General features: G+C 67.4%; 9 protein-coding genes. 7 read left to right on the top strand and 2 right to left on the bottom strand.

From position 1 onward, the window contains the following. Window positions 1–193: 193 nt before the first annotated feature. The 3 genes from BLS85_RS04265 to BLS85_RS04275 all read left to right on the top strand — a co-directional run bounded on the left by BLS85_RS04265 (window position 194) and on the right by BLS85_RS04275 (window position 4,479). Window positions 194–1,759, top strand: a complete 1,566-nt coding sequence (locus BLS85_RS04265) for a gamma-glutamyltransferase family protein (RefSeq protein ID WP_092782629.1) — start codon at window positions 194–196, stop codon at window positions 1,757–1,759. 133 nt (window positions 1,760–1,892) lie between these two features. Then, complete coding sequence (locus BLS85_RS04270; RefSeq protein ID WP_092782632.1) at window positions 1,893–2,438, top strand: YbjN domain-containing protein; 546 nt, start codon at window positions 1,893–1,895, stop codon at window positions 2,436–2,438. A gap of 319 nt (window positions 2,439–2,757) precedes the next feature. Beyond that, the gene (locus BLS85_RS04275) at window positions 2,758–4,479 is read left to right on the top strand and encodes a SulP family inorganic anion transporter (protein ID WP_245699069.1); all 1,722 of its coding nucleotides are present in this window, start codon (window positions 2,758–2,760) and stop codon (window positions 4,477–4,479) included. Between the two features lie 24 nt (window positions 4,480–4,503). Here BLS85_RS04275 and BLS85_RS04280 read toward each other — a convergent pair whose 3' ends face one another. After that, window positions 4,504–5,019 (bottom strand): adenine phosphoribosyltransferase, encoded by a 516-nt coding sequence (locus BLS85_RS04280; RefSeq protein ID WP_092782638.1) that lies wholly within the window; start codon window positions 5,017–5,019, stop codon window positions 4,504–4,506. Window positions 5,020–5,249: 230 nt separating this feature from the next. On the opposite strand from BLS85_RS04280, the gene BLS85_RS04285 reads away from it, so the two are divergent. The 4 genes from BLS85_RS04285 (at window position 5,250) to BLS85_RS04300 (ending at window position 11,851) form a co-directional block, all read left to right on the top strand. Further along, entirely contained in the window at window positions 5,250–6,224 is a 975-nt protein-coding gene (locus BLS85_RS04285; RefSeq protein ID WP_176793363.1) for a MurR/RpiR family transcriptional regulator, read from the top strand. Next, window positions 6,221–7,582, top strand: coding sequence for an aspartate aminotransferase family protein (locus BLS85_RS04290; protein WP_092782644.1), 1,362 nt, complete (start codon window positions 6,221–6,223; stop codon window positions 7,580–7,582). Before BLS85_RS04285 ends, BLS85_RS04290 begins: the two co-directional genes overlap by 4 nt. A 268-nt stretch (window positions 7,583–7,850) precedes the next feature. Further along, on the top strand, window positions 7,851–8,828 hold the full coding sequence (locus tag BLS85_RS04295) for a TAXI family TRAP transporter solute-binding subunit (protein ID WP_092782646.1): 978 nt from the start codon (window positions 7,851–7,853) through the stop codon (window positions 8,826–8,828). 428 nt (window positions 8,829–9,256) lie between these two features. Continuing rightward, window positions 9,257–11,851, top strand: coding sequence for a TRAP transporter permease (locus tag BLS85_RS04300; protein WP_092782649.1), 2,595 nt, complete (start codon window positions 9,257–9,259; stop codon window positions 11,849–11,851). A 152-nt stretch (window positions 11,852–12,003) separates the two neighbouring features. Here BLS85_RS04300 and BLS85_RS18620 read toward each other — a convergent pair whose 3' ends face one another. Next, window positions 12,004–12,675, bottom strand: a complete 672-nt coding sequence (locus BLS85_RS18620) for a putative adhesin (RefSeq protein WP_143027087.1) — start codon at window positions 12,673–12,675, stop codon at window positions 12,004–12,006. Window positions 12,676–13,122 lie beyond the last annotated feature (447 nt).

Here is a 13,122-nt window from a genome sequence, read left to right on the forward strand (position 1 = left end):
GGTCTCCGTGTTCGTGTCCTTGGGTGACCCTTTCGGTCGGGAATGCGCGATCTTCTCCGAAATCCGCCGACCGTGCATTGATGTGTGTCTATCCGGGGCGCGCGGAGCGCGTGCGAGCCGACTCGCCCTTGCCATGGCGCCACCGCCCGGGCGATGGTGACCGTTCGGCGACGGCAGGGGAGCGGCGCGGATCATGACGGTGGGAATACCCCGCGCCACCGGGCGCAGGGGCGCGGTGGCGGCGGGCCATGACGAGACGGCGGCGGCGGCGGCCGAGATTCTGGAGGACGGCGGCACCGCCTTCGACGCCATGGTGGCGGCCCTGGCCGCCTCGTTCGTGGTCGAACCGGCGCTGAGTTCGCCCGGCGGCGGCGGATTCCTGCTGGCCCATCCGGCGGGCGGTGATCCGGTGGTGCTGGATTTTTTCGCCCAGACCCCCGGCCGCGCGGCGCCCGATGATCATCGGGCGCTCGATTTCCTGCCGGTGAACGCCGATTTCGGCGCCGCCACCCAAGAGTTTCACGTCGGCCGCGCCGCCGTCGCGGTGCCGGGTATGATCCCGGGCCTGTGCGCCATCCAGCGCGAGTTCTGCCGGTTGCCCCTGCCCCGCCTTCTGGAGCCGGCAATCCGCCTCGCCCGCGCCGGCCCGCCGGTGGCGCCGTTGCAGGCCCACATCGTCGGCGTGATCGCGCCCATCCTGCTGCATACCGACGACGCACGGGCGGTCTTCGCCGCGCCCGGGGACCCGTCGCGCTCCATCGCGGCGGGCACGCCTTTGCCCATGCCGGCCCTGGCCGACACCCTGGAAGCCCTCGGCCGCGAGGGCGAGCGGCTGTTCCGGGACGGCCCGGCGGGGCAGGCCACGGCCGACCTGTGCGCGGACGGGGGCCTGCTGACTTTGGAGGACATCCGGGCCTACAGGGTGTTGCGGCACCGACCGCTGGAGCGTCGCTTTCGGGGCACGCGGATTCTGACCAACCCGCCGCCGTCCTCCGGTGGCGCGCTGATGTCCTTCGGGCTGGCGCTGGCCGATGCGCGCGAGGCGCCCCCCGATCCGGTGCGCATGGCGGCCATCATGCACCTGACCGCCGAGGCCCGCGACGATGCGGGGCTGGCCTTGGGGGTGGACGACGCCCGGGCGGCCCGTTTGCTGGAGGACGGCGCGCTGGCGCGATGGCGCGCCGCGCTGGACGGCCGCGCCCGCAAGGCCGGTGGAACGACCCATGTCTCGATCCTGGACGGGTTGGGCAACGCGGCCGCCTGCACCGTCTCCAATGGTGAGGGGTGCGGCCACATGGTCCCGGGGATGGGCTTCATGCTCAACAACATGCTCGGCGAGGAGGACCTGAACCCGGCAGGCTTCTTCCAATGGCAGCCGGATACGCGGGTGTCCTCGATGATGGCGCCGACCCTGGCGGAGGGGCCGGACGGGACGGTGATGGCGCTGGGCTCCGGCGGCTCCAACCGCATCCGCACCGCGCTGTTGCAGGTGCTGACCGGCCTGATCGCGGACGGCCGCACGCCGGACGCCGCCGTGGCCGCGCCGCGCCTGCATGTGGAGCGTGGCCACCTGGAGATCGAGGCCGGTTGGGATGAACCGACCGTGGCTAAGCTGACCGCCGCCTTTCCGAATCACCGGCTCTGGCCCGACCGCTCCATGTTTTTCGGCGGTGTTCATATCACGGCGCGTTATGCCGACGGCACGTTCGAGGCTGTCGGCGATCCCAGGCGCGGCGGCGCGGCCCGGCTGGCATCGTGACCGGTTCACGGCGTCACGGCGGAATGCAGGCTGGCCGCGCGGGCAGTGTGTCGGCTAACATGGGCATGGCCGAGCCGCCGCGTGCTGGGCGCCGCTTCGCCATGACCCATAAGCTAGACCAGGAGGTTTCTCGATGCGCCAATCCCTTCGTCCGGTCGCCGTCGCGGCCACCCTTGTCCTGGCCGTGACCCTCGGCGGCGCGGCGTCTCCGGCCCTGGCACAGGGAACGACCGGAAAGGCCACCACCGGTGCGGGATCGTCCGGCCAGATGATGACAAAGATCGCCGTCCCCGATGTGACCGCCATCCTCAACGATGCCGGCATCCGGTACGAGGTGACGACGGACGACGTCGGCGATCCGCTGATCCTGGCGGACGGCACGGCGTCCCTGGTCGGCGAGCGCATGGCCGTGTTCTTCTATGACTGCGGCCCGACCGGGTGCGAGGACATCCGCATGTACAGCTACTACCGCTCGCGCAGCAATGTCGGCCTGGGGGTGATCAATCAGTTCAACAAGGAACTGCGTTGGGGCCGCGCGTTCCTGGATGACGACAACGATCCGGTTTTCGAACTCGACATCAACGCCACCGGCGGCATCGGTCGCGAGGCGCTGCGCATCCTCATCAACACCTACCTGAGCAGCATGAACACGTTCGCGGCGGAGGTGGATGCGCCGTAAAGACGGAGCCGCGGTTCCCGTTGCGGGTGGCCGACACTGTATGAAAACGTGCCGCTCTGACTCCTTCCCCCGTCGGCTATCTGTTTCACACAAGGTGTTTTCCCATCGTCATTGCGAGGAGCGTCGCGACGAAGCAATCCAGGGCGAATACGTGCGCACTCCGCCCTGGATTGCTTCACCCTCGTCTTGCGACGAGGGTTCGCAATGACGGATTGGCTTGCCGGCAGCGCGTGCGATGCGTCGTCTGACCGGCAACACTGGTATACCACTGGCCTTCAGGCAATCCGTCGTGGGGGCCTCATCTGGAATCGATTTGTCATTGACGACACAGACACCGCCATCGACCAGACCCGACCGCAGTCTTGGCGTTCTCTTCACGCCCAAGCTGGTCACGGTCCTGCGAGAGGGCTACGGCGCCCGTGAACTGCGCGCCGACGCAATTGCCGGGCTGACCGTGGCCGTGGTCGCCCTGCCGCTCTCCATGGCCATCGCCATCGCCTCCGGCGTCTCGCCCGACCGGGGCCTGTACGCCGCCATCGTCGGCGGTTTCATCGTCTCCATGATCGGGGGCAGCCGGTTCCAGATCGGCGGCCCGGCGGGCGCCTTCATCGTTCTGGTCGCCAGCACGGTGCAACAGCACGGCGTGGACGGCATGCTGCTGGCCACCCTGTTGGCCGGAGTCATCCTGCTGGTGATGGGCGCGTTCCGGCTGGGCGGCTACGTGCAGTTCATCCCGTACCCGGTGACGGTCGGCTTTACGGCCGGCATCGCGGTTATCATTTTCGCCAGCCAGATCAAGGACCTGCTGGGTCTCAGCCTGCACGCGCCGCAACCCGGGCCGCTGTTCGAGAAGGTGCCGGTGCTGTGGCACAGCCTGCCCACCGTGACCCCGTCCGCCGTGGCGGTGGCCCTGGGCACCATCGCCGCCATCCTGGCGCTGAAGCGCTGGCGCCCGGCGTGGCCGAGCCTGCTGATCGCCGTGACCGGCGCCGCCGCCGTGACCGCCCTGGCCGGCCTGCCGGTGGCGACCATCGGCAGCCACTTCGGCGGCATCCCGCAACGCCTGCCCATGCCGTCGTTGCCGCCGCTGGACTGGGCGCATATCGAGGCCGTGCTGCCCAACGCGGTGGCCTTCGCCCTGCTGGGGTCCATCGAATCGCTGCTGTCGGCGGTGGTGGCCGACGGCATGACCGGGCGCCGGCACCGCTCCAACTGCGAACTGCTGGCGCAGGGCACGGCCAACATCGGCGCCGCCCTGTTCGGCGGCATGGTGGTGACCGGCGCCATCGCGCGCACCGCGACCAACATCCGCGCCGGCGCGCACGGTCCCGTCGCTGGCATGCTGCACGCGCTGTTCCTGCTGGCCTTCGTGCTGATCGCCGCTCCGCTGGCGGCTTACATTCCTCTGGCCGCGCTGGCCGGGCTGCTGACCATCATCGCCTGGAACATGGTGGAGCGGGACGCCTTCGTGACCCTGCTGCGGGCCAGCCGGGGCGACGCGGCGGTGCTGCTGGTCACGTTCCTGCTGACCGTGTTCCGTGACCTGACCGAGGCCATCATCGTCGGCTTCGCTCTGGGCGCGCTGTTGTTCATCCACCGCATGTCGCGGGCCGTCTCGATCGAGGCCCACGTCCCGCTCGTGGGCGAGGACCGGCCGGATGGGTCGCCGGCCGACCGCACGCCGTATCATCCGGAGGAGGCGACCGACCCGAGCGTCGTGGTCTACCGCATCAGCGGCGCGTTTTTCTTTGGCGCCGCCTCGACAGTCGGCGCCGTGCTGGACCGCATCGCCGCCGCGCACAAGGCCCTGGTGCTGGACTTCGCCAACGTGCCGTTCATCGATTCATCGGCGGCCAACATGCTGCACGGGCTGGCGCGCAAGGCACACCGGCACGGTGTCTCGGTCTATATCGCCGGGGCCTCACCGGGCGTGCGGAGGGACCTGTTGACGCACGGGGTGCGCAAACCGCTCGTCACCTACGCGCCGTCCACGGCCGATGCCGTGGAGCGGGCGCGTGGCGAGACGATCCACGGGCCGTGACACGCGCCGCGTTCCGCCTTGGGGCTACTCGTCGTAGCTGACGAGGGAGTGCAAGGGTACGTCGACGCGCTCGCGGCCCTTCAGGAACGCCAGTTCGATCAGGCAGGCGGCCGCGCACACCTCGGCGCCGACCTTGCGCAACAGTTCGATGGAGGCGGCAAAGGTCCCGCCGGTGGCCAGCAGGTCGTCCACCAGGATCACGCGCTGCCCCGGCTCGACCGCGCCCTCCTGGATCTCAACCGTGTCCGATCCGTACTCCAGATCGTAGGTGTGCTTGATCGTCGCGCCCGGCAGCTTGCCCTTTTTGCGCACCATGATGAAGCCGCAGCCCAGCTTCAGCGCCAGCGGCGCGGCCACCAGAAACCCACGGGATTCGATGCCGGCGATCACGTCCGGCTGATGGGCGCGGGCCGCCTTGGCCATCCGCCCCATGGTCACCTGCCACGCGTCGGCATGCGCCAGCAGGGTCGAGATGTCATAGAACAGGATGCCCGGCTTGGGGAAATCGGGAATTGAACGGATGTGGTCCTTGAGATCCATGGATAGAGCCCCTCCTGAAAATCCAGCGCCATCCTAAGGGCACCCGGCGCCCAAGGAAAGCATCGGGTGCCGCGCCGCGCCGATGCCGCGGACCCGACGGCGGAGAAACGGTCGATTGACCGATCCGCATCAATGAAACATTTGTGTTGGCAGAGTCGGATCCCCTTCGTAGAGTTCGGGGCCGGGCGCCCTCGCGGGGCGTCGAAAAGCGGATGGGGGATATCATCCCGATGACCAAACCCACCGAACCGGGCGAGACCGCACCGCGTCCGCCTGCGGACGGCATGCCCGATCTGCCGGAAAGCGGCCCTTTGGCGGACATCCATGCCCGCATCAAGGAGGCGCACCGGTCCCTGAGCCCGCAGCTTCGGCAGGCGGCCCGCTACGTTCTGGCCCACCCGGAGGATGTGGCGCTGACCTCCATGCGCCGGCTGGCCGAACACGCGGGCGTTAAGCCCTCGACCATGGTGCGGCTGGCGCGGGCGCTGGAGTTCGACGGCTACGAGTCGTTCCGCGAGCCCTATCGGCAGTGGCTGCGTGGTGGCGAGGGCGCGTTCGTGGCCCGCGCCCGCACGCTCCAGGCGCGCGCGCCGGCGACCCGGGGGTCGTGCGCGCCGCTGCTTGAGGAGCTTGCCCAGGCCGACACCGTGGCCCTGCACGAAGCTCTGGGCGGCCCCAACGCCGCCGCCCTGGAACGCGCGCGCGACCTGATCCGCTCGGCCGGAACCCTGTATGTTGTCGGCATGCGGTCGTGCTTCGCGCTGGCCTACTTCTTCCGCTATGCGTATTCGTTCGTGGCCGGGAACGCGGTGCTGGTGGACGGCCACGCCGGCACGGTGCTGGACACCCTGATGCGCGCCGACGAGCATGACGTCGTTCTGGCCATCGGGTTCCGCCCGTATACGGACGACACCGTGCGCGCGACCCGCTTCGCCCGAGACAAGGGGGCGCGGATCGTCGCCGTGACCGACAGCCTAGTCTCGCCGCTGGCCGAGGAGGCGCGGGAGACCCTGATCGTCGAGACCGCCTCGCCCAGCTATTTCCAGTCGCTGGTGCCGGCCCTGACCCAGATCCAGGCCCTGCTGGCCCTGCTGGTGGTCGATGGCGGCGACGCGGCGCTGGACTCCATCACCCGCACCGAGCACGAACTCGATGCTTGCGCCGCCTATTGGCAGGAACCCAAGCGGCGCAGGAGGCACGCATGAGCCATGTCTTTCACCGCCAGTCCAACGCGGCCTATCCGGTGGCCGTGGCGGGCGACGGCCCCTGGCTGATCGACGACCAGGGGCGGCGTTATCTGGATGCCTGCGGTGGCGCGGCGGTATGCTGCCTGGGGCACAGTGACGCCACCGTGCGCGAGGCCATCCGGGAGCAGGCCGAGTCGCTGGCCTATGCCCACTCGGCCTTCTTCACCACCCGCGCGGCCGAGAATCTGGCGAATCACCTGATCGCCCGGGCCGAGGCGGAGATCCCCGACAACCGGCTGGACAAGGTCTATTTCGTCTCCGGCGGGTCGGAGGCGGCCGAGGCGGCCCTGAAGCTGGCGCGCCAGTACTTTCTGGAGATCGGCCAGCCGACCCGCCACCGCGTCATCGCGCGGCGGCAGAGCTACCACGGCAACACATTGGGCGCGCTCTCGGTCGGCGGCAACCAGTGGCGGCGGGAGCCGTTCGAGCCGATGCTGATGCCGGCCACCCATATCGCGCCCTGTTACGCCTATCGTGACCGCGCCGAGGGCGAGAGCGAGGAGGCTTACGGCCGGCGCGCCGCCGACGAGCTTGAGGCCGCGATTCTCGATCTCGGGTCGGAGACCGTCGCCGCCTTCATCGCCGAGCCGGTGGTCGGCGCCACCGCCGGCGCGGTGCCGGCGGTGCCCGGATACCTGACGCGAATCCGGGATATCTGCGACCGCCACGGCGTGCTTCTGATCCTGGACGAGGTGATGTGCGGCATGGGGCGCACGGGCCACCTGTTCGCCTGCGCCGAGGACGGCGTGTCGCCCGATATTCTCCTGTCGGCCAAGGGCCTGGGTGCGGGCTATCAGCCCATCGGGGCCATGCTGTGCTCGGCCCGGATTCACGACGCCATCGCCGGCGGCAGCGGTTTTTTCCAGCACGGTCATACCTACATGGGGCACGCGACCGCCTGCGCCGCCGCGCTGGCCGTGCAGCGTCGCCTGCACGATGACGGTCTGTTGGATAACGTCGGGGTCCAGGGATCGGCCCTGCGCGCGGCGCTGGAGGCCGCCTTCGGGCAGCATCCGCATGTGGGCGACATTCGCGGACGCGGCCTGCTGCTGGGCCTGGAACTGGTCGCCGACCGCGCCACAAAGGCCCCGTTCGACGCGGCCGTGCGCCTCAATGCCCGAGTCAAGCGGGAAGCCATGGCGCGGGGCCTGATGTGCTACCCCATGGGCGGCACGATTGACGGCCGGCGCGGCGATCACGTCATGCTGGCGCCGCCGTTCATCATCGGCCCCGAGCATGTGTCCGAAATCGTTGAAAAACTGGGGCAGGCGCTGGCCGCCGCCCTGGAGTCCACGCCGGCCGCCGCACGGCCCTGACCCCTATCAGGAGCATATCCCGAGACCGCATGGTGTTTCCCGCTCTTGCCAATTGCATCCGGGCACGAAACACTGAGCGCCTGACTGTGCCTTTGGTCGGAAAGGCACCGGGGCCAAGGCCCCGTTCCTGATCGGAGCCGCGCCACGGCGTCGGTTCTGTGTGAAACGTGCCGATCCGTCCGGACCGGCGCGCCATCCGGAGCGGTGATCGGGTCTGCCGACCGCCGTCTTCGGGCAATGAGACAATTGGAACCTGGAGGTTCAAGCCATGAAGAGTCTGACCGCCGCATCCGTCGGCGCCCTGTTCGCCGCCGGTCTGATGACCGCCGGCCCCGCGTCCGCCGCCGATCAGCAGTTCATCACCATCGGCACCGGCGGTGTCACGGGTGTGTACTACCCCACCGGCGGCGCCATCTGCCGTCTGGTGAACAAGAACCGCTCGGAGCATGGCATCCGCTGCTCGGTCGAGAGCACCGGCGGCTCGGTCTACAACCTCAACACCATCCGCGCCGGCGAGCTTGATTTCGGCGTGGTGCAGTCCGACTGGCAGTACCACTCCTACAACGGGACCTCGAAGTTCGAGGAGGCCGGGCCGTTCGAGGACCTGCGGGCCGTGTTCTCCGTGCACCCCGAGCCGTTCACCGTGGTTGCCCGCGCCGATGCCAACGTCCGCGACTTCGACGAGCTTGAAGGCAAGCGCATGAACGTCGGCAACCCCGGCTCCGGCCAGCGCGGCACCATCGAGGTGCTGCTGAACGAGATGGGCTGGTCGTTCGACAACTTCTCCCTGGCCACCGAGTTGAAGGCCGCCGAGCAGTCCCAGGCGCTGTGCGACAACAACATCGACGCCTTCGTCTACACCGTCGGCCATCCGAACGGCTCCATCCAGGAAGCCACGACGGCCTGCGACGCCAACTTGGTGAACGTGCACAACGAGGCCACCGACAAGCTGGTCAGCGAGAATCCCTACTACTCCTATGCGACGATTCCGGGCGGGATGTACCGGGGGACCGACGAGGACACCACCACGTTCGGCGTGCGCGCCACGATCGTGACGTCCACCGCCGTGTCGGAAGACGTCGTCTACGAACTGGTCAAGGCGGTGTTCGAGAACTTCGAGGACTTCAAGAAACTGCATCCGGCGTTCTCCGTCCTGACCAAGGAAGAGATGGCCACCGCGTCGCTGTCCGCGCCGCTGCATCCGGGCGCCGAGAAGTACTACCGTGAGGTCGGCCTGATCGAGTAGGACCGCGCCGTCGGTGAAACCTCGCGGGGTGGGCGCTCGGAGCCCGCTCCGCGCGGACCCCTCATGTATTCCCAGCATTTCTCATGATGGCTGGACGACAATGGACCGGACAGCGCTGCTTGGACTCCTCCCCCCGACGGGGGGAGGTTGGGAGGGGGGCGAGTTGGTTTGCGCGTCGGGGCCGCTTTCCGCGCCAACCCTGTGCGCGGTCCATATCAACCCCACCCCAGCCCTCCCCTGTCCAGGGGAGGGAGTTTGGTTTGCGCCCTGGGGCATCTGCCAGACACCCACGGAACGCCGCGTGACCGGGATAGACCCAGAATGAGAACTGCTGTTGTATTCCCCCTTGGATCGATCAGGATCCGCGCCTTTCGACAAGGAACGGCGATGCCGGTGTAGCGCGCCCCATCCGGGAGACCAGACAGCCCATGAGTCAGGATCACAGCAACCGGGGGGACGGCCCCGCCAAAGCCGGAGCCGCCGAGGACATCGTCGCCCAGGTCGAATCCGGGGCCCGTAAGCCGGACGGCTTCGCCGGCCGCGTTATCATCGCCGTCTGTCTGGCGTGGGCACTGTTCCAGCTCTGGTTCGCCTCGCCGCTGCCGTTCGTGCTCGGATTCGGTATCTTCAACGGCACGGAGGCGCGCTCCATCCACCTCGCCTTCGCGCTGTTCCTGGCCTATACCGCCTATCCGGCGTTCAAGTGGTCGCCGCGCCACCACATCCCGATCACCGATTGGATCTTCGCCTTCGTCGGCGCCTTCTGCGCGGCCTATCTGGTGCTGTTCAACGATGCCCTGGCCGACCGGCCGGGCGCGCCCACCACGATGGACATCGGCGTCGGCGTCGTCGGGCTGCTGCTGCTGCTGGAGGCCACGCGACGAGCGCTCGGTCCACCGCTGCTGATCGTGGCGCTGGTGTTCCTGGGCTACACCTTCGGCGGCCCGTACATGCCCGATGTGATCGCGCACAAGGGCGCGTCCATCGAAAAGGCGATGTCGCACTACTGGATCACGACGGAGGGCGTGTTCGGTGTCGCCCTGGGCGTGTCCACCACCATGGTATTCCTGTTCGTGCTGTTCGGCTCGTTCCTGGAACGCGCCGGGGCCGGCATGTATTTCATCCGCGTCGCCTTCGCCTTCATGGGCCACCTGCGCGGCGGCCCCGCCAAGGCGGCCGTGGTCTCGTCGGCCATGACCGGGCTGATTTCCGGCTCGTCCATCGCCAACGTGGTCACCACGGGCACCTTCACCATTCCCTTGATGAAGAAAGTCGGCTTCCCCGCCACGAAAGCCGGCGCGGTCGAGGTCGCCTCCTCCACCAACGGACAGTTGACCCCGCCGATCATGGGCGCGGCGGCCTTCCTGATGGTCGAATATGTGGGCATCAGCTACATCGAGGTGATGAAGCACGCCATCGTTCCGGCGCTCATCAGCTACATCGCGCTCGTCTACATCGTGCATCTCGAGGCCTGCAAGGCCGGCATGAAAGGCCTGCCACGGGCCCATGTGCGCCCCTGGCATCAGGCCGCCGTCGGCTTCCTGGGCGGGTTCCTGGTGTTCGCCGGCCTGGCGGCGGCGGTCTATTTCGGCTTCGGCTGGCTGAAGCCGGTGGCCGGCGACGCCACGCCCTGGATCGCGGCGGCCGCACTGCTGATCGCTCATGTGGCCCTGGTGCGGTTCATCACCACGGTTCCGCCGCTGCCGGAGACCGCCGACATCGACGAACTGCCGGAACCCCGCGAGACCGTGCGCTCTGGTTTGCACTTCCTGCTGCCCGTGGTGGTGCTGGTCTGGTGCCTGATGATCGAGCGTCTGTCGCCGGGCCTGTCGGCCTTCTGGGCGGCCGTGATGATGATCTTCAACGCCGCCACGCAACGCCCGCTGGCCGCCTTCTTCCGGGGCCAAGGGCCGGAGCGGATCGCGGCCGGCGCGCGTCAGGGGTTCGCCGACGTCTACAATGGCATGATCATGGGCAGCCGCAACATGATCGGCATCGGGGTGGCCACCGCGGCGGCCGGCATCATCGTCGGGACCGTTACCCTGACCGGCATCGGGCAGGTGCTGACCGAGTTCATCGAGTACCTGTCCGGCGGCTCGCTGATGATCATGCTGCTGCTGACCGCCGTGACCAGTCTTCTCCTGGGCATGGGCTTGCCGACGACGGCGAACTACATCGTCGTCTCCACCCTGATGGCCCCGGTCATCGTCACCCTGGGGGCCGAGAACGGTCTGATCGTGCCCCTGATCGCCGCCCACATGTTCGTGTTCTACTTCGGCATCCTGGCCGACGATACCCCGCCGGTGGGACTGGCCGCGTTCGCCGCCTCCGCCATCTCGGGCGCCGACCCGATCAAGACCGGCATCCAGGGCTTCATCTATGACATCCGCACGGCGATTCTGCCGTTCCTGTTCATCTTCAACACCGAACTGCTGCTGATCGGCGTGGAGTCGTGGGCGCACGCGGCGTTCGTGTTCGCCTTCGCCCTGGTGGCCATGCTGACCTTTGCCGCCGCGACGCAGGGCTATTTCGTCGCGCGCTCGCGCTGGTACGAGACCATCGGCCTGCTGCTGGTGGCCTTCACCCTGTTCCGGCCCGGGTTCTGGATGGATATGGTCGAGCCGGAACTGAGCGTCATGGACGCCACCAAAATCGAGGCCATGGCCGAACAGATGCCCCCCAACGGCCGCCTGCGGGTTCGCGTGGAGGGCATGACCCTGGAGGGCGACGAGGTCAGCAAGGCGGTGATGCTGCCGCTGGGCGCGCCCGGAACGGGCGAAGAGCGCCTGCTCAACGCCGGCCTGGAATTGCGCGACGAGGACGGCCGCATGCTGGTGGACAACATCGTCTTCGCCAGCGCCGCCGAGCGGCTGGGCTTCGATTTCGATTGGGAGATCACCCAGGTCATGGTGCCCAACGAGAACCGCCCGCCGGATCAGCTGTTCTTCATTCCGGCGCTGGGGCTGCTCGGTCTGATCTGGTGGATGCAGAGCGCACGCGCGCGCCGACAGGAGGCATCCTGACGCCCCTGCGGATGAGAGCGGTTCCATCCCGCGATCCCCGCCGCCCGACGTTTACCCCGGCCACCCCAGGCGAGTCCGCCTTGGGCGAACCGGGCGGGACAATAGGGCCGGCACCGCGTTTGCCGTGAAGGAAAACCTGCGTTATGACGCGGCTAAGTCACTTTTCCGTCAACCGCGTCCCAGAGAGGATTGCCCATGTCCTCGGATTGATCGTTCACGCGGCAGCAAATGCAATAGAAATACCGCATGTTCTTGAATTTCGTGTTCACGACCTTGATCGTGTTTTCAAGAGTGACGCCCGAGTGAAAAAAGCGATTGCGGACGGTCACCATGACGATTCCAAGGTTCGCCGCGATCTTTTGAAGCCCCTCGTAATCCGTCATCGCCGTCGTGATGGTCTGCGAGTCCATGCCGGAATGTCGGCCGGCAGCCTTGGACAGGATGTAGTTGGGACAGTCCGATCCCGCGCCGTAGTATCTTTCCTCGTGGCTGCCCTGTGACCAGGGCGCTCCATTCTGGAGCAGGTGACTCATACGATATGTCAGGCCATACCCAGCCTTTTGAAAAAAATTGACGCTCATTCCGTTCGGGACTCTGAATGATTTGTTATCCCGGAAGTAATAGTCGCTTTTTCCTGTTCCGTGAGCAAATATAAAGCACGCGTTCGTTTTTGATGTGTCTCCAATGACATAGTAGAACGTCAGTCTCGTAACCGGCGCGCTCCCTTTCGCAAAAGACATGGACCTCCTGAGTCTCACTTCGGATGTCACATGATGCGTGTATTTTATAAGGACATTTGACATCTCGGCTGCGGTCTTGGTCATCACGCACCCCCTCGTCCGTCACGCGCCGTCAGCCCAGAGCCGAGGCACAAAATCCCCGAAAAAATACCAGGAATCGCGCCGGCTGTTAACGAAGTGCCGCGAATGTGTGGGGGTCTGAGCGGTTCCTGACGCCACGGCCGACAGACGTGCCCGGTCGCTCGCGACTCCACGAGGCAATGCCCGCGAAAGGGAGCGCTAGCCCAAAAATGCAACTCCGATCCCGAAAAGCCCCGAATTCGTCGCCGTTTTGATTCAGATCAATGGCCAGCGCGGGCCGGATGACGATAGTTTTGATCCCGAACGGGCCGGTCACGGGGGTCCGTGTGATAGGAGTTCGGTTCCAGGCACAGGGTCCGGTCGGAGGGCTCTCGGGAACCGGGCGCGGATCGCCCCCGCTGCCAACGACGGGCCCACAGGCTCCGCCCGTTCAGATCACGACGGCGCCGC

Origin of the sequence: Rhodospira trueperi (genome assembly GCF_900101965.1) — a bacterium.
Taxonomy (GTDB): Bacteria; Pseudomonadota; Alphaproteobacteria; order Rhodospirillales; family Rhodospirillaceae; genus Rhodospira; species Rhodospira trueperi.

Coding starts and splice junctions, on each gene's coding strand:
- BLS85_RS04300 (WP_092782649.1), top strand. CDS start 9,257: ATGAGTCAGGATCACAGCAACCGGGGGGACGGCCCCGCCAAAGCCGGA.
- BLS85_RS04270 (WP_092782632.1), top strand. CDS start 1,893: ATGCGCCAATCCCTTCGTCCGGTCGCCGTCGCGGCCACCCTTGTCCTG.
- BLS85_RS04290 (WP_092782644.1), top strand. CDS start 6,221: ATGAGCCATGTCTTTCACCGCCAGTCCAACGCGGCCTATCCGGTGGCC.
- BLS85_RS04280 (WP_092782638.1), bottom strand. CDS start 5,019: ATGGATCTCAAGGACCACATCCGTTCAATTCCCGATTTCCCCAAGCCG.
- BLS85_RS04265 (WP_092782629.1), top strand. CDS start 194: ATGACGGTGGGAATACCCCGCGCCACCGGGCGCAGGGGCGCGGTGGCG.
- BLS85_RS04295 (WP_092782646.1), top strand. CDS start 7,851: ATGAAGAGTCTGACCGCCGCATCCGTCGGCGCCCTGTTCGCCGCCGGT.
- BLS85_RS18620 (WP_143027087.1), bottom strand. CDS start 12,675: ATGACCAAGACCGCAGCCGAGATGTCAAATGTCCTTATAAAATACACG.
- BLS85_RS04285 (WP_176793363.1), top strand. CDS start 5,250: ATGACCAAACCCACCGAACCGGGCGAGACCGCACCGCGTCCGCCTGCG.